The sequence below is a fragment of the Corynebacterium sp. HMSC061H03 genome (assembly GCF_001838215.1).
Classification (GTDB): domain Bacteria; phylum Actinomycetota; class Actinomycetes; order Mycobacteriales; family Mycobacteriaceae; genus Corynebacterium; species Corynebacterium jeikeium_D.
Window position 1 is genome coordinate 12,791 of the sequence record NZ_KV836051.1, and the last position, 15,291, is coordinate 28,081.

The 15,291-nt window shown below is 59.2% G+C and carries 14 protein-coding genes; 8 read left to right on the forward strand and 6 right to left on the reverse strand.

Annotated elements, in window-relative coordinates:
• The first annotated feature begins 44 nt into the window (after nt 1–44).
• Nucleotides 45–404: an FKBP-type peptidyl-prolyl cis-trans isomerase gene (locus HMPREF2787_RS02385; protein ID WP_005511805.1), complete on the forward strand. Its 360-nt coding sequence runs from the start codon at nt 45–47 to the stop codon at nt 402–404.
• Nucleotides 405–460: 56 nt separating this feature from the next.
• On the opposite strand, the gene HMPREF2787_RS02390 is transcribed toward HMPREF2787_RS02385, so the two are convergent.
• Nucleotides 461–1,942 carry a carboxyl transferase domain-containing protein gene (locus tag HMPREF2787_RS02390; RefSeq protein WP_070858287.1) on the reverse strand — a complete coding sequence of 494 codons (1,482 nt, stop codon included), beginning with the start codon at nt 1,940–1,942 and terminating at the stop codon, nt 461–463.
• Between the two features lie 108 nt (nt 1,943–2,050).
• Between HMPREF2787_RS02390 and HMPREF2787_RS02395 the strand changes: the two genes are divergently transcribed.
• Nucleotides 2,051–3,037 (forward strand): ribokinase, encoded by a 987-nt coding sequence (locus HMPREF2787_RS02395; RefSeq protein ID WP_070858288.1) that lies wholly within the window; start codon nt 2,051–2,053, stop codon nt 3,035–3,037.
• Between the two features lie 119 nt (nt 3,038–3,156).
• Here the strand turns inward: HMPREF2787_RS02395 and HMPREF2787_RS02400 are convergent, their stop codons facing one another.
• The 4 genes from HMPREF2787_RS02400 to HMPREF2787_RS02415 all read right to left on the reverse strand — a co-directional run bounded on the left by HMPREF2787_RS02400 (nt 3,157) and on the right by HMPREF2787_RS02415 (nt 6,234).
• On the reverse strand, nt 3,157–4,422 hold the full coding sequence (locus HMPREF2787_RS02400; protein WP_070858289.1) for an ABC transporter permease: 1,266 nt from the start codon (nt 4,420–4,422) through the stop codon (nt 3,157–3,159).
• Complete coding sequence (locus HMPREF2787_RS02405; protein ID WP_070858290.1) at nt 4,419–5,324, reverse strand: ABC transporter ATP-binding protein; 906 nt, start codon at nt 5,322–5,324, stop codon at nt 4,419–4,421. Before HMPREF2787_RS02405 ends, HMPREF2787_RS02400 begins: the two co-directional genes overlap by 4 nt.
• Nucleotides 5,325–5,398: 74 nt before the next feature.
• Nucleotides 5,399–5,968 carry a hypothetical protein gene (locus HMPREF2787_RS02410; RefSeq protein WP_070858291.1) on the reverse strand — a complete coding sequence of 190 codons (570 nt, stop codon included), beginning with the start codon at nt 5,966–5,968 and terminating at the stop codon, nt 5,399–5,401.
• On the reverse strand, nt 5,968–6,234 hold the full coding sequence (locus HMPREF2787_RS02415) for a helix-turn-helix transcriptional regulator (protein WP_048733683.1): 267 nt from the start codon (nt 6,232–6,234) through the stop codon (nt 5,968–5,970). The genes HMPREF2787_RS02410 and HMPREF2787_RS02415 overlap by 1 nt, the downstream gene beginning before the upstream one ends.
• Nucleotides 6,235–6,418: 184 nt before the next feature.
• Here HMPREF2787_RS02415 and HMPREF2787_RS02420 point away from each other — a divergent pair, with 184 nt between their 5' ends.
• From HMPREF2787_RS02420 to gcvT, 6 genes are all read left to right on the forward strand, one after another.
• Nucleotides 6,419–7,285: an aldo/keto reductase gene (locus tag HMPREF2787_RS02420; RefSeq protein ID WP_070858292.1), complete on the forward strand. Its 867-nt coding sequence runs from the start codon at nt 6,419–6,421 to the stop codon at nt 7,283–7,285.
• Nucleotides 7,286–7,346: 61 nt separating this feature from the next.
• Complete coding sequence (locus tag HMPREF2787_RS02425; RefSeq protein ID WP_048733677.1) at nt 7,347–8,099, forward strand: enoyl-CoA hydratase; 753 nt, start codon at nt 7,347–7,349, stop codon at nt 8,097–8,099.
• A 41-nt stretch (nt 8,100–8,140) separates the two neighbouring features.
• The gene (locus HMPREF2787_RS02430; protein WP_070858293.1) at nt 8,141–10,594 is read left to right on the forward strand and encodes an HAD-IC family P-type ATPase; all 2,454 of its coding nucleotides are present in this window, start codon (nt 8,141–8,143) and stop codon (nt 10,592–10,594) included.
• Between the two features lie 226 nt (nt 10,595–10,820).
• Nucleotides 10,821–11,198 carry a DUF485 domain-containing protein gene (locus HMPREF2787_RS02435; protein ID WP_070437585.1) on the forward strand — a complete coding sequence of 126 codons (378 nt, stop codon included), beginning with the start codon at nt 10,821–10,823 and terminating at the stop codon, nt 11,196–11,198.
• A gap of 2 nt (nt 11,199–11,200) precedes the next feature.
• Nucleotides 11,201–12,853, forward strand: coding sequence for a solute symporter family protein (locus HMPREF2787_RS02440; protein ID WP_016423297.1), 1,653 nt, complete (start codon nt 11,201–11,203; stop codon nt 12,851–12,853).
• A gap of 279 nt (nt 12,854–13,132) precedes the next feature.
• The gene (gene gcvT / locus HMPREF2787_RS02445; RefSeq protein WP_070858294.1) at nt 13,133–14,305 is read left to right on the forward strand and encodes a glycine cleavage system aminomethyltransferase GcvT; all 1,173 of its coding nucleotides are present in this window, start codon (nt 13,133–13,135) and stop codon (nt 14,303–14,305) included.
• 185 nt (nt 14,306–14,490) lie between these two features.
• Here gcvT and HMPREF2787_RS02450 read toward each other — a convergent pair whose 3' ends face one another.
• Nucleotides 14,491–15,126 carry a hypothetical protein gene (locus tag HMPREF2787_RS02450; RefSeq protein WP_048733659.1) on the reverse strand — a complete coding sequence of 212 codons (636 nt, stop codon included), beginning with the start codon at nt 15,124–15,126 and terminating at the stop codon, nt 14,491–14,493.
• Nucleotides 15,127–15,291: the final 165 nt, after the last annotated feature.

Here is a 15,291-nt window from a genome sequence, read left to right on the forward strand (position 1 = left end):
TAATTGCCAACTTTGATAAAAGCCAACTGTGATAGGAGATTGTCTTGTCCAAGCCAGAACTCACTGCTAAGTCCGGTCCGGCTCCGACGGAGCTCGTCATCAACGACCTCACTGTCGGTGACGGCAAGGAGGCTACCCCGGGTGCTCGTGTCGAGGTCCACTACGTGGGTGTTGACTACGAAACCGGTGAAGAGTTCGACTCTTCCTGGAACCGTGGCCAGTCCATCGAGTTCCCGCTGAACGGCCTGATTGCCGGTTGGCAGGAAGGCATTCCGGGCATGAAGGTCGGCGGTCGCCGCGAGCTGATTTGCCCGCCGGAGAAGGCTTACGGCCCGGCTGGTGCAGGACACTTCCTGTCCGGTAAGACCCTGGTCTTCGTCATTGACCTGTTGGACGTTAAGTAAAAGGTCTTCGCTGGCTCCGTTGGTCGGCTGAACTTCGCTTCGTGCTTCCTGCCCCTTTATTCGCCCAGTGCGAAGCGACGGTAGTGGTCGAAACGCTGCTCTCGGCCAACGCGCGCTGGATTTTTCTCCAGTTCCCAGAGGGCGTGCTCGATAGCGCTCAGGGCACGGCGGGGCAGGTCTGACGGATCCTCAGGTTCGTCCACAATCTCGTCGATGACCCCGGTCTTCAGCATGGCCTCGGCGCCAACGCCCTGCTCCTCCATCATTTCTGGGGCATGCTCGGTGTCTCGGTAAATAATCGCCGAAGCGCCCTCCGGCGGCAACGGGGACATCCAGGCATCGTGCATTGCCAGCACGCGGTCAGAGGGCAGCATGGCCAGCGCACCACCACCGCAGCCCTGGCCGAGAATGAGTGACACGGTCGGAACCTTCAAGTTCACCAGTGTGGTCAAGGTGCGGGCAATCTCGCCGGCCATGGCATTTTCCTCGGCGTCCTTGGTCAACTCAGCGCCGGGGGTATCAATGACCGTGACCAGCGGAATGTTCAGGCTCTCCGCGATGCGCATCGCACGGCGGGCAAAACGCAGCGAACCCGGACCCATTGGATGCGTGCCCAGGGGCGGTTGGTTATGGCGATCCTGCGCGACCAGAATCACCGGCCGCTCACCAATCCGCGCCAGGCGAGCCCGGACCGACAGCGATTTGTGGCCATCGCCAGTGCCGGAGATTGGCACGGAGCAGTCGACAAGGGCATCGATAATATCGCCGCCACCTGGACGAGAAGTATCGCGGGTGCGAAGGATGGCCTGCCAGGTGTCGCGACCATCAATGGTTGCTGCTGGCGGTGGGGTGGGCTCGCTGGGGTCTCCGTCGGCAAGCACGTCGATGGTGCGGCGGACAGCACCGCGCAGACCCTCGAGCGGAATGATGCCGTCGATAATGCCCTGCTTGAACAGGTTCTCGGACGTTTGAACGCCTTCGGGCATGGGTTCGCCGGTAGCGAGCTCGACGACGCGCGGGCCGAGGAAGCCGAGAAGCGCGCCGGGCTCTGCGAAGGTGAAGTGACCGGCCGACCCCCACGACGCCATGACGCCGCCGGTGGTGGGATTGCGCAGGTACACCAGGAATGGCAGGTGAGAATCCTTGTGGCGCGCCACTGCGGTGGTGATAGAGATCATGAGCGCGAACGCCGCGGTACCTTCCTGCATGCGAGTGCCGCCCGAGGTCGGGGAGAGCAACAGCGGCAGCTGCTCCGCGGTCGCGCGTTCGATGCTGCGAATAATCCGACGAGCGGTAGCGGCGCCGATAGAACCGCCGAGGAAGCCGAACTCAGAACAGATGACCGCGACGCGCTTGCCGCCGACGGTGCCCTCGCCGGTAATGACGGCCTCATCGAGACCTGTTTTAGCAGAGGCTCGGGACAGTGTGCCGCGGTAAGCCTCGTCGATGTCGCCGTGCTCGGGAGCGCCGTCCCAGGATGTGAAACTTCCGTGGTCGAGGACGGTATCTATTACTTGTTGGGCGCTGATTCTAGCCATACCTCCACGGTAATAAACAAGGGGTAAACCGGCTTAGTTGATGGTGGGCGGAAAGGGGTAGCGCTATTGTCGGAAAAAACGTGTCCGCACTACCGAGGAGTCGAACCAATGCCGATTACTGAGCGCCTCACCGAGCTGGCCGAACAGAGGCCAAACGTATGCGTCGTCGGTTCCATCAACGCAGACTTGACTGTAACTGTGAAGCGCCTTCCGCATGGTGGTGAGACTATCGAGGGCAGTCCTTTGCGCATTCTGCCGGGAGGTAAGTCGGCGAATCAGGCGGCGACGGCTGGAAGGCTGGGAGCGACGGTGGAGTTGGTCGGCGCGGTGGGTTCGGATCCCAACGCACAGTTGCTGCGCGACGCGCTTACCGACGCTCACGTGGACATCTCTGCAGTTGAGACCGTCGACTCTGCCACTGGTACGGCCATGATCGTCGTTGATGATGCAGCGGAGAATTTCATTGTTATCTCCGCTGGCGCCAATGGTGAAGTCGATGCCGAGATGGTGCGCAGTCATACGGACAAGATTCAGCGGGCGGGTTGCCTTGGTCTGTGTCTGGAGATTTGTGATGAGGCAGTCCTGGCCGCCGCACAGGTTGCCCACGATGCGGGTGTGTCGGTGGTTTTCAACCTGTCTCCAATCCGTGCGGTCAGCGAGGACCTGCTCGCGTTGGTCGATGTCCTCATTGTTAACGAGCACGAACTCGCAGCCATTATCGGCTCCGAGCGCGCGGTCGCCGGTTGCGAGCACGGTCAGTGGGATGCGGTTGGGCGCGCGCTTGCCGACGAACACGGGATTTCCACCGCCATTGTCACACTTGGCGGGGAGGGGTCTGCGGTCCTGAAGACGTCGGAAAGCGAGGTGGCAGTCACGCGTATTCCGGCGCTGCCCATCGAGGTCGTGGACACCACCGGCTGTGGTGATGCGTACATGGGTACGGTCCTCACCGCGTTGGCCGCGGGCGATGATGTGGTGACGGCAGCTCGTCTTGCGGCGGTGGTCTCGGCTCATGCGGCGACAGGCGTGGGGGCGCAGACCTCCTATGGCGAGACAGGAAAAATCGCGCAGTTTGCGGCGGACCATGGTCTATAAGGTGCGCTGCGCAAAGGCCTATAAGGTGCGCTGAGCAAACTACGCGATTGACGACTATTCGGTTTTAGGTGACTGTGGCTGAAGGGGCCACGCTCCTTTTGGGCCGGGCTGGGGGGGGGCTAGCTCTTGGCCGTCAGGGCCTTCTTCCAGCTGACCGCGGCACCGGTGCGCAGGACATTGCGCGGGTAGATCCAGGCGGCGAGGGCGATGACTGCGGCTACTCCCACAACCATGATCAGCAGCGAAGCCGCCAACTGGAGTGCGGAGAAGTTGCCAACGGCGTACTGCAACGGGGCGGTAGTGATGGAAACTGGCGGAATCCACGAGGCAATCTGCATGACGGTCGAGTCCAGCTTGCTCCAGCCAAACAGCGGAACATACATCGTGATCAGCGAGAACACCAGTACCGGCATCTGTGCGCCCTGGAAATCTTCCATACGGCTGACCAAGGATGCGGAGGCCGCGTACAGTGCGGCGAAGAAGAAGTAACCGAGGATGAAGCACGGCACCAGTAGCCAGACTGCGGACCACGGGACATCGAAGCTCTCCGCCAATCCGGTAATCGTGAGGGCAACTGCGGCGCTGGCGGTCAGCACGCTCATCATGATGATGCCAGCCAGACCGGCGCCGAGGATCTTGCCGGCCAACAGGTGCGATGGGCGAACGGTCGAGAGAATGATCTCGATGACGCGGGAGGACTTCTCCTCAATGACGCTGGTGGCAACTGCGCCGCCGAAGACGAGGATGGCGGTCATCATGACCATCACACCAATCAGTGTGATGACCATCGCGGGCATCTTCTCGTCTTTGGCTTCATCCAGGGACTCCACCGACACGGCTGCTCTTTGAGTCTTGGAGAAAAACTCGCTGGGGTTGATTCCGTTCTCGCTGAGCAGCATGGCTTCGTTTTGTTTCTGCAGCGACTCCTGCAGCATTGGAGCCAGCCAGGATGGGGCATCGTCGGCAAGCAGCTTCCACGAACCTTCCTTGCCTGCTGCCGTGTCGGGTACGAGAGCGGCGTCGGCATCGCCGTCGGTAACAGCGGCGCGGGCGGCCTTGTCGTCTGCTGCGGACGTGATATCCAACGGTGAGAGCGATGCTGTGGCGAATGCGCCGGCTGCGGCATCCGCGCCGTCAGCATTCTTTATTTCGGCGGTGGCGTCGGCGAGGGAGTCTGCGAATGGAGCTTCACCGACGACCGCAATCTTGACGGTTTCATTGTCGGATTTGGAGGTCATGTAGTCGGCTACGAAGATACCGCCGACGGCCGCCACCGCCATGATGATGAGCGTAATTAGCGAGCTTTTCTTCAGCAGGTGCTCACGGAGCTCGCGGGCGAAAACAGTCTTGATGGCTGTTGAGGCGTTGTAGGTGTTGGTGCTCATTGCTGTACGGCCTCCTGGTAGAGCTCGGTAAGTGGAATTTGCAGAGGTCCAAATGAACGGACTGTGCCCGCTGCCATCGCGCTGTGTAGCAGCTTCTGGTCGGTGTCGGCGGGGGCGTTGGAATCGAGGTGAACGACGGTGGCACCATGGGTATCACGCTCCACGCTTGTCACGCCCTCGACGGAGGTCGCCCAATCCTGGGGCGCACCATCGAGCTTGACGACGAAAGCCCGTGGGCCCCGTGCTCGCAGCTCATCAACAGTGCCTTCCACGAGCATGCGGCCGTCGCGGATGATGCCGACGCGGTCACACATGCGCTCGACAAGGTCGAGCTGGTGGGAAGAGAACACAATCGGGGTGCTGCGGTCGGCGTACTCCTTGAGTACGGAGCTCATTACCTTGACCGCAACTGGGTCGAGACCAGAGAAGGGCTCGTCGAGGACGAGGATTTCTGGGTCGTGGATGAGGGAGGCGGCCAGCTGCACGCGCTGCTGATTGCCGAGCGAGAGCGTATCGACCTTGTCGTTAGCGCGCTCGGTGAGACCGAGGCGATCCAACAAGTTGTCGGCGTTGGACTCCGCGCGCTTGGTGGGCACACCGTGTAGGCGAGCAAAGTAAATCAGCTGCTTGCGAACCTCGGCCTTGGGGTAGAGACCGCGTTCTTCTGGCATGTAGCCAATCGTGCGGCGCAGCGAGTCATTCATCGGGGTATCGCCGATGCGTACTTCGCCTTTGTCGGTGGCCAGTACGCCGAGGGCAATGCGCATGGTGGTGGTCTTGCCGGCACCGTTAGAGCCGACGAAGCCGTAGATTTCTCCAGGGTGAACTTGGAAGCTCATGCCACGGAGAACCTGCAGTTCTCCGTAGGACTTCTCAAGCCCATCAATAATGAGGCTGTTCATGGTGATCCTTTGTGAGTTTTGTTGTAGTCGTGAGTTGTGGGGCTCCAAGAGGGAGCTGCTGTGAGCTACGTGGGCTATTCGTCTCGCAGATTCCAGGCGTAGACGACGGTCGGCAGCGTGGAAATGAAGAGGAAGATGACGATGCCGAAGATTCCGAAGCTGTACGGAATGTAGTGTCCCCAGTCAGGTTGTGCGTTTAGAACATAGGTGCCCACCAGAACTAGAGCGAGGAAGGACACCAGGCCGAAGTAGGTGAAGCAGCGGTAAGTGAGTCCTCGCAGGTTCAAAATTTGCTCCTGCTGGTACTCGTCCAGCAGTGCGATGGGCGCACTGTCGACCATGTCGACGGTGATGTTGAGGCCGGTCCAGACGAAGATCATGACGAGGGAAGTCGCGGGCCAGAGCAGAGAAGGCCAGGACGGGAAAACGTCGGTCAGAGCGCCGAGAAGCGCGATGCCACTAATCAGCATCAGTACCAGGCACACTTCAAGCGCGATGACGAGCTTCCGTCGCGCTGATTGGTTGCGCCACCTGGGCAGCCAGGTCGACATCTGCTCGACGCGCTTAACGTACTTAGCCTCGCGCCGGGCCTCCAGCTTTTCGAGGAAAGTCGGTATTTCGATATCAGTCTGAATAGGCGGCATCAGTTGCTTTCCTTTCGGTATAGGGCAGAGGACATGGGCTTGAATTCCTCGCGAGAGAACACTGCCTCAACGGGAAGGTCGAACACCGCGCAGATGCGAAATGCCAGATCCAAGCTGGGGTAGTGGTCACCTCGCTCCAATGCGCCAATCGTTTGAGGATTGACCTCAACCTTCTTGGCTAGTTCTGCTCGGCTGAGTCCGTGTTCTGCCCGGAGCACTGAGATTCTGTTGAATATCGGTTCTTTGGGTTTAATCTTTGGGGACACACCCTAAAGTGTTGTATAAACACAACACCGCGTCAACTTCTCGCAACAAAATGAATGGTGATCACTTTTTTAAACCGCAGGTCAGAGGGGAAGAAAAAACCTAAAAAAATCTCCGCAAACTTGCAAGAGTCGACCGCCCAGGGGTACCAGCGCCGTTGAGTTTCCGTCCGTACACTCGGTTGGTATGACCACACTCGAGCTGAAATACGATGCAGCGACAACCGGAATTGCCAACCTCGAATTGGCCGATGGCAACGCCATCCCGATTCTGGGATTTGGCACCTACAAGCTTGATGATGAACAGGCGCGCGTATCCGTGCGCTACGCCCTGGAGCTCGGATACCGCCACATTGACACCGCTTCGCTCTATGGAAATGAGCGTGGAGTTGGGCAGGGAATTGCTGATGCGGTCGCTGCGAACGTCGTAAAGCGTGAAGATATCTTCGTGACAACAAAGGTCTGGAACGATGCGCAGGAGCCGGCGGCGACGCGCGAGTCTGTGCGGGCGTCTCTGGATCGGCTCGGTCTTGACTATGTCGACCTGGTGCTTGTGCACTGGCCGGTGGAGAAGCAAGGAACGTTTGGGCAGTGTTTCGATACGCTGCTAGAGCTCAAGCGGGAGGGGCTAATTCGCTCGGTTGGTGTGGCGAACTTCTACCCAGAGGTGCTCGACCAGCTCTCGGAGACTCCGGTGGTCAACCAGATTGAGCTGCATCCGCAGTTCCCGCAGAATGAGCAGGTTGAAGACGATCGTCGTCGCGGTATTGTCACGCAGGCTTGGTCGCCGCTGGGGCGCGCCAAGTACTTTGAGGGCTCGCCGATTGCTGAAATCGCAGATCGCCTGGGTAAAACTCCCGCCCAAGTTGCTATCCGCTGGCACCTCCAGCGTGGCATTGTTGCCATCCCGAAGTCGGGCACTCCGTCGCGCATCAAGGAGAACTTTCAGGTCACCGACTTTGAGCTCACTGACGAAGAAATGGAGACGATTGCGTCGATGGCGCGTGCCGACGGGCGAATGAGCGGAGACCCGCGGGTATTTGGCAACGAATAAGCGAATTTAGATTTGCTTATAGCCCCATCACTATTGGTGTTTCGCGGGTAGCCTAAGTGCTATGACGAACCCAGCATCTGAAATCCGTGTCGAAGCCGACGGCGCGATTGTCACTATCACCATTGACCGAGATCACAAGCGCAACTCCCTGACTGCCGACGTGTGTCGTGACATCGCCGATGCGGTGGAAGCTGCCGCTGAGGTTCCAGAGCAGCGCGTTATCCTGCTGCGCGGCGAAGGTCGCGCTTTCTGCGCCGGTGCCGACCTGAGTGGTCAGCACCATGAAGATTCCTTTCATGAACAGCTACGTCGAATGCTGCGCACAATCGAGGCCAGCCGTCTGGTGGTTATTGCGGATGTGCAGGGGCCGGCCGTCGGCGCTGGCATGCAGCTGGCGATGGCAGCTGATTTGCGTGTCGTGGGTGAGCGCGGTTGGTTTATGATTCCACCGGTCAAGCTGGGTATCGCTGTCGATGCCTGGACAATTCGCCGCGTACGTGTACTCGTTGGCGGTGCCCGTGCCCGCACTATTTTGTTGGCGGCTGAGCGCATGGATCAGGAAGCCGCCCGCGGTTGCGGTCTGGCTTCCTACCTCGGTGGGCCGGACAAGGCAGAGGAGGTAGCGCTCCGTATCGCCACCTACGCGCCACTGTCACTGGCCTACCACAAGGCTGTGCTCAACGACGATGAGACACATAGCCCGTTGAAGGACTACCAGCAGGAGCTCTACGACACGGTTTGGGCTTCCGAGGATGCTGCGGAGGCATCGAAGGCGCGAGCTGAAAAGCGCGAACCGAATTTTATTGGCAAATAGGTCGAATAGGTTCAGCAACTAGGCGAATAGGGTAGGCAGTCATGGGCTCGTGGGAAACCCCCGACAGCGGTCTTACTCAACAGCAGGTCCAGCAACGCATTAAATTGGGGCACGTCAACGAGCTGCCGCCAACATCCGGGCGCAGTGTGTGGGACATCATCCGTGCCAATGTGTTTACCCGGATTAACGGTATTCTCGCTGTGTTATTTGCGGTCGTGCTCTATACCGGCTCAATCGTCAACGGTGCCTTTGGCCTGCTGATTATCGCTAACTCTATCGTCGGCATCATCCAAGAACTGCGTGCGAAGCGCACACTGGACAAGCTTTCCATTGTCGGCCGTGCAAAGCCCATGGTCATTCGCGACGGTGAGCCGGCTCGCGAGATTGACCGCGAGTCCGTCGTCCTCGACGATCTCATCGAGGTCGGCCCCGGTGACCAAATCGTCGTTGACGGTATTCTCCGCTATGCCTCTGACGTGGCTGTCGATGAGTCCTCTCTCACTGGTGAATCCGATGCCGTCGATAAGAGCGTTGGGGACATGGTCTACTCGGGTTCCTCGGTCGTGGTGGGGTCGGCGCGATATCAGGCCACCAAAGTGGGCAAGGAGGCTTACGCCGCCAAGCTCGCAGCTGAGGCCAACAAGTTCACGCTGACTGATTCCCAGCTCTTCCGCGGCATCAACAAGATTCTGACCTACATTTCCTGGATTCTCATTCCCGTCGGCGCCCTGGCAATCTATACGCAGCTCTTCGTCGCCGGCGATGATCTCAATGATGCGCTGTTGGCAATGGTCGCCACGCTGGTGCCCATGGTTCCCGAGGGGCTTGTTCTCATGACCACCATCGCGTTTGCCCTTGGCGTGGTGCGTTTGGGGCAACATCGCGTGCTGGTTAACGAACTACCCGCCATTGAGGGGCTCGCGCGCGTTGACACCGTGTGCGTCGACAAAACCGGCACACTTACCGAAAACGCGATGCAGCTAGTGGAAGTCGACATCGTATCGGGTGACGGTACCTCCCGCGAGGAGGTCGACTCGGCACTCATCGATCTGTGCAAGCTCGACGATCGCCCCAACGCAACGGCTCGCGCACTGCTCGATGGGCTTGCGGACGCAGGGGACGTCGTAAAGCATGAGCAGACCGAGACCCGCCCCTTTACCTCGGCGAATAAGTGGTCGGCGCTGACATATCACGGCGGTGCGACGTGGGTTTTCGGCGCGCCCGATGTGCTTGTCGACGACTCCGCGGTCGGCATGCAGAAAGCTCGGGAGCTTATGGAGGAAGGACTTCGTGTGCTCCTGCTCGCGCGGACCTCAGTTGGGGCAGATGACCTGCCCGGCGGTGCGCTGCGGAAGAGTGGCGAGGTGGAGTTGGAGCCAGTCGCACTTGTCGTGCTGGGGCAGAAGGTGCGTTCAGATGCGGCGGACACGGTGGCCTACTTCTATGAAGAAGGCGTCGAGGTCAAGGTCATTTCTGGTGACAATGACCGCTCCGTGGGGGCTGTTGCACGTGAGCTGGAAATGGAGGGGGCTAACAATCCTGTCGATGCGTCTGAGCTTCCGGTCAGCCGCGATGAGAATAGCGAAGCCAAGCCCACCGAGATCCGCAACGAGTTCGCAGGCATTGTGGAGTCGCGGCAGATCTTCGGCCGTGTCACGGCGGAGAATAAGCGCGATATGGTTCATGCGCTGCAGTCGCGGGGGCATCATGTGGCGATGACCGGTGATGGTGTCAATGATGTGCTGGCGCTAAAAGCGGCGAACCTGGGCGTGGCTATGGGCGATGGGGCGCCGGCGACACGTTCGGTTGCGCAGTTGGTGCTGTTGGATAATCGCTTCGCCGTGATGCCGATGATTGTGGCGGAGGGGCGTCGCGTCATTGGCAATATCGAGCGTGTGGCCAACCTCTTTTTGACGAAGACCATCTACTCGGTGGTGCTGGCGCTGGCTGTGGGGCTGTGGGGGATGGATTATCCATTCGAGCCGATTCACGTGACGATTACGGGTTGGTTCACAATTGGAATCCCGGCGTTCGTGCTGTCGTTGGCTCCTAACTTGGAGCGTGCGCGCGATGGTTTCGTGCGGCGCGTGTTGCGCTTAGCGATACCGGCGGGCATCACGGTGGGGTTGTTGACCTTCATGTTTTGGTTGTGGGCAAACCCGGGAGTCGACGCCAGCGATGCGGCACGAGGGGAGGCGTCTACTGCGACCCTCATTGTGCTGATTGTTTCGGCATTTTGGGTTTTGGTGGTCGTGGCTAGGCCATACACCTGGTGGAAGGTTCTGTTGCTGGCGGTATCGGCAGGAGCCTACCTGTTCATCTTCTCGGTTCGTTCAGTGGCCACAGTGCTTAATCTGTACTGGGTAGGGCGGGAGCTGTTGATTCCCGCGCTGATCGTGGGGGCCATCGGCGCGGTCATTATCGAAGCGCTGTGGTGGTGGCGTCAGAGTAAGCCATTGCCGGAAGAAGCGGAGAACACGAGTACAACGGCGTAAATGGGGGTAGTAAAAACGGCGCCTAAGTATGCAGGTAATGGCGTTTTTGGGGGTGCCTTAAGGCTCGCTGAGAAGTAGTTAGCCGCATTTAACTTCTTTGCTAACTGTGTTCCAGGTAACTTTGTTTCCACACATAATGAAAAATGTGGTGCATGGCACACCCTCGGGGTGGCTGTGCTGAACCTCATTACGAACACCTGCATAACTTCCTGGAAAGGATTAGCCCGTGTCCGCAACTCCCTTGCCGACAGACCGGCATAAGCCACAGGCGGCCGAGTACCGCTACGTGCAAAACTCAGCGCAGTTCCAAGAGCTCCGCTCTACATTCCGTTCTTTCGCCATCCCGATGACCGTCGCAGGTCTGGTGTGGTACATCGCATTCGTTTTGCTTGCGACGTTCGCGCCGGATCTCATGGCGACTCCCGTACTGGGCAATATCAACCTGGGCATCGTCCTTGGTCTGCTCCAGTTCGTGACCACCTTCGCCATCACCTGGGTGTACATCAACTTCGCCAACAAGAAGCTTGAGCCGATGCAGGCAGAGCTGCGCGAGGCACTGGAAAGCGGAGAAATCGCTGAAATCGTCGCAAAGAAGGAGGCATAGGCATGCTGACTAGTTTCTTTGCTGCAGATGACACTGCAGCAGCAGGTAACCCGATTCTCAACATCGCGGTCTTCGTCGCCTTCATTGTTGCGACCATGTTCATCGTTACTCGAGTGGGCAAGGGCGGAAACAAGGGAGCATCAGACTTTTACACCGGTGGCGCACAGTTCTCCGGTACCCAAAACGGTCTTGCCATTGCGGGTGACTACCTCTCGGCGGCTTCCTTCCTCGGTATCGTCGGCGCCATTGCGCTGACTGGTTACGACGGATTCCTTTACTCCATCGGCTTCTTCGTAGCCTGGCTGGTCGCGCTGCTGTTGGTTGCAGAGCCGCTGCGTAACGTCGGTAAGTTCACCATGGCCGACGTGCTGTCCTTCCGTCTTAAGCAGCGCCCGGTACGTACTGCGGCTGCTATCTCGACCCTCGCGGTGACCCTGTTCTACCTCATCGCGCAGATGGCCGGTGCAGGTTCCCTGGTCGCCGTGCTGCTCAACATTCACGACTCCACTCAGCAGTCCATCGTTGTCGCGGTCGTCGGCATCATCATGGTTGCTTACGTTCTCATCGGTGGTATGAAGGGCACGACTTACGTGCAGATGATTAAGGCCGTCCTGCTGGTCGGTGCTGTCATCATCATGACTCTGATCATCCTGGTTGGCGTTAAGGGTAACTTCTCCCAGCTCCTGCAGGACGCAGTGGACATGCACGCGAGCTCGGATCACATCGCCGAGAAGGGCTACGAAGCCTCCGCCATTCTTGAGCCGGGTCTGAAGTACGGCGGCTCCTTCGTTCAGCAGCTGGACTTCGTCTCTCTGGGCCTGGCACTGGTCCTCGGTGTTGCTGGTCTGCCGCACGTGCTCATGCGCTTCTACACGGTGCCGACTGCAAAGGAAGCTCGTAAGTCCGTGACCTGGGCAATCATCCTCATCGGTGGTTTCTACCTGTTGACCCTGGTACTCGGTTATGGCGCCGCCGCACTTGTTGGTCCGGACCGAATCAACGCCGCCCCGGGCGGAGCCAACGCTGCAGCTCCGCTGCTGGCCTTCGAAATCGGTGGCTCCATCTTCATGGCAGTGATTTCCGCAGTGGCGTTCGCTACCGTGCTGGCCGTGGTCGCTGGTCTGGCAATTACCGCTTCCGCGTCTGTCGGCCAGGACCTCTACCAGGCCGTGATCCGCAAGGGACAGGCCACGGAAGCCGAGCAGGTTCGTGTCTCCCGCATTACCGTAATCGTGCTGGGCGTTGTCGCCATTATCCTCGGCATCCTGGCCATGGGGCAGAACGTCGCCTTCTTGGTGTCGCTGGCCTTCGCAGTGGCAGCATCCGCAAACGTACCAACCATCCTGATGTCCCTGTTCTGGAAGCGCTTCAACACCGCAGGCGCAGTTGCCTCCATGTACACCGGTGTCATCGCCTCGCTGGTTCTGATTATCTTCTCCCCGGCAGTTTCCGGCAGCGAGTCCTCGATGATTCCGTCGGTTGACTTCTCCTGGTTCCCGCTGACCTCGCCGGGTCTGCTCGCAATCCCGCTGGCGTTCCTGGCTGGCATCATCGCCACCTACATGGGCAAGCCGGATAACTTCGATGACCTGGCAGCTGAGATGGAAGTTCGCTCCCTGACCGGTGTTGGCACCGAGGCTGCGGTTGATCACTAATAACCACTGCGTCCTTGGCTGGCAACGCTGCCCGAACAGCTCAGCCAATCGCAATTAACTGAATAGACAAATGCAAAGGCCCCGTTATCGTCACTGGTAGCGGGGCCTTTGTGGTGGGCGCGGGGTCGTCGTCAAGCATGTGCGAATCAGTGCATGATAGTTAATGGACGGGCCTGTTGCCCTGGATCCGCAGGGGCTCGCGGAAGCGAGCACGGAGTCTTAGATATAAGGTGGGAAGGTAACAATCTGGTTTGCCCCACCGCAATAATTGGAGTGTGTATGACTGACAATTCTGGCGCTTCTGAGAACAACAATTCTTTCCGTAGCGCCCTGCATGATGAGCACGTAAGCCTTGGCGCAGAAATGCGCAATGTTGGTGGCTACGAAGTGCCGTTCCGCTACTCTTCGGAAATTGCAGAGCACAACGCAGTGCGTGAGGCCGTTGGTATTTTCGACCTGTCGCTGATGGGTATCATCCGCGTCACTGGTGAGGATGCGGCGGCGTTCCTTGCACACTCCCTGATTTCGGCAATCAAGCCGCTGGCGTTGGGCCGTGCCAAGTACACCATGATTGTGCAGGAAGACGGCGGCATTATTGATGACCTCATCATTTACCGCCTCGGTAGTCACGAATTCATGCTGGTGCAGAATGCCGCAGCCGCTGAAGATGTGTACTCGACGCTGCGCGAGCGCGTTGGTGGCTACAACGTCCAGGTTGAGAGCATGAATGACAAGAATGTGCTCCTGGCCATTCAGGGGCCGAAGGCTGCGAAGCTTCTGCGCCGTCTGCTGCCGCAGGATCTGCACGCGACTCTCGATGGCATGAACTACTACTCTTGCACCCTGCTCGAGGTCGCAGGTGTGGAAATGATTGTTGCCCGAACTGGCTACACCGGTGAGGACGGCTTCGAGATCTTCCCGCCGGCTGACCGCGCCGTCGAGGTCTGGCGTGCAATCATTGCAGCAGGTGGCAAGGTGGAAAACCCGGAGGATCCGGCTGACAACGGCGCTGACCTCGGCCTGCTGCCGTGTGGTCTGGCCTGCCGCGACACCCTGCGTCTTGAGGCCGGTATGCCGCTCTATGGCTACGAGCTGACTCGCGACCGCACTCCGCTGGAGGCCGGCCTGAAGTCCATCATGGGGCCGACCAAGGGGCAGTTTATTGGTCGCAACGCACTGATTAATCGTCCGCAGTCGAAGGAGCTACTGGTTGGTCTGCGTTTCTCCGGTGATGAAGCTCCGAAGCGTGGCACCAAGCTCATTGATGCGGAAGGTAACGAGGTTGGCGTGCTGACTTCCGCCAAGGTGTCGCCGACTTTGGGTCACCCCATCGGTTTTGCATACGTTCAGCGTTGGCAGTCCTCCACTGGCACGGAGCTGACCGTTGAAGGCGCCGACATTACCGCCACCATCGTTCCGACGCCGTTCTACAACCGCCGTCACCGCAAGTAGGGGAGCGCGGGTGCTCCGCCGCATTGTGGCGGGCTCAGATCTGTTCAGGTTCGTCTCTTCGTATCTGTTGGGTAAATAAAAAATCCGCTGCAGTATTGTTGCAGCGGATTTTGGTTTTTAGGGCGAGCTAGCGCACCTTACCTAACTAAGTCCCGAGCCGACGAACCTCGCAGCCAGAGACGAACCTAGCGGAACAGGCCGGTGAGCCCATGATTATCTTCGCTTGGCTGCTCTTCCTGCTCCGATTCCGATTCTGTCGGCTCGCCGGAGGTTGTCGGAGTCGTTGAAGTATCGGGCGGCGTGGAAGTATCAGAGGTCGTCGAGCTCTCCGTCTCACTTGTCTCCGTTGTGCTCTCGCTCGGAGTCGTCGGCTCAGGTTCCTGAGGCAGTGGCTCAGTGGTCGTCGGAGTAGTGGAAATCCACATTTGCTGCGATGTCGGGTTCGCGGGGGTTTGCTGCAGCACCGTCCACACTTCCTGCTCGCCGACTTGTGCGCATTCAAGATTCTGGCCGTTGGCGCTCATTCGTATTTCCCCGGTCTGGTTCGGGCACAGCTGCCCGATGCGCGGCGTACCGCCTTCTCGAACCTTTGGTCCCGTCGTTGTCGGCGAACTCGTCGTCGACACCGTAGTAAGTTGGCTTGACGACGAGGTTTGCGTCGCGGCAACCTCCTCGCTTTCGCTGTTGGCGCAGCTGGTGGCCGTGGCTGCGAAGGTGAGGAAGCAGCAGGCCAGCGCCAGCTGCCGGCGGTTCTTGCGCCGGACGGCAGTGAGTTTAGGGTGCTGTACGGCTGACAGCTGAGTTCGCGTATTCACATCCATCTCACTTTCTGGGCTTCTCGGGCCTGCGTCGCGTGGTTTAATTCTCGGCTTTCTGGGGCGGCGTCTCCTGAAAAACCACTGGGGGTGCCAGCTATAGGGGAACTTGCCGAGTTATTGGCAAGGTAGTTGCTGACACCCAATAGATAGGTTGATTCAACCGGCAAC

What these genes read in the sequence shown, in the direction of transcription:
- HMPREF2787_RS02390 (WP_070858287.1), bottom strand. Translation starts at nt 1,942, where the DNA reads ATGGCTAGAATCAGCGCCCAACAAGTAATAGATACCGTCCTCGACCAC.
- HMPREF2787_RS02395 (WP_070858288.1), top strand. Translation starts at nt 2,051, where the DNA reads ATGCCGATTACTGAGCGCCTCACCGAGCTGGCCGAACAGAGGCCAAAC.
- HMPREF2787_RS02400 (WP_070858289.1), bottom strand. Translation starts at nt 4,422, where the DNA reads ATGAGCACCAACACCTACAACGCCTCAACAGCCATCAAGACTGTTTTC.
- HMPREF2787_RS02405 (WP_070858290.1), bottom strand. Translation starts at nt 5,324, where the DNA reads ATGAACAGCCTCATTATTGATGGGCTTGAGAAGTCCTACGGAGAACTG.
- HMPREF2787_RS02410 (WP_070858291.1), bottom strand. Translation starts at nt 5,968, where the DNA reads ATGCCGCCTATTCAGACTGATATCGAAATACCGACTTTCCTCGAAAAG.
- HMPREF2787_RS02420 (WP_070858292.1), top strand. Translation starts at nt 6,419, where the DNA reads ATGACCACACTCGAGCTGAAATACGATGCAGCGACAACCGGAATTGCC.
- HMPREF2787_RS02425 (WP_048733677.1), top strand. Translation starts at nt 7,347, where the DNA reads ATGACGAACCCAGCATCTGAAATCCGTGTCGAAGCCGACGGCGCGATT.
- HMPREF2787_RS02430 (WP_070858293.1), top strand. Translation starts at nt 8,141, where the DNA reads ATGGGCTCGTGGGAAACCCCCGACAGCGGTCTTACTCAACAGCAGGTC.
- HMPREF2787_RS02440 (WP_016423297.1), top strand. Translation starts at nt 11,201, where the DNA reads ATGCTGACTAGTTTCTTTGCTGCAGATGACACTGCAGCAGCAGGTAAC.
- gcvT (WP_070858294.1), top strand. Translation starts at nt 13,133, where the DNA reads ATGACTGACAATTCTGGCGCTTCTGAGAACAACAATTCTTTCCGTAGC.
- HMPREF2787_RS02450 (WP_048733659.1), bottom strand. Translation starts at nt 15,126, where the DNA reads ATGGATGTGAATACGCGAACTCAGCTGTCAGCCGTACAGCACCCTAAA.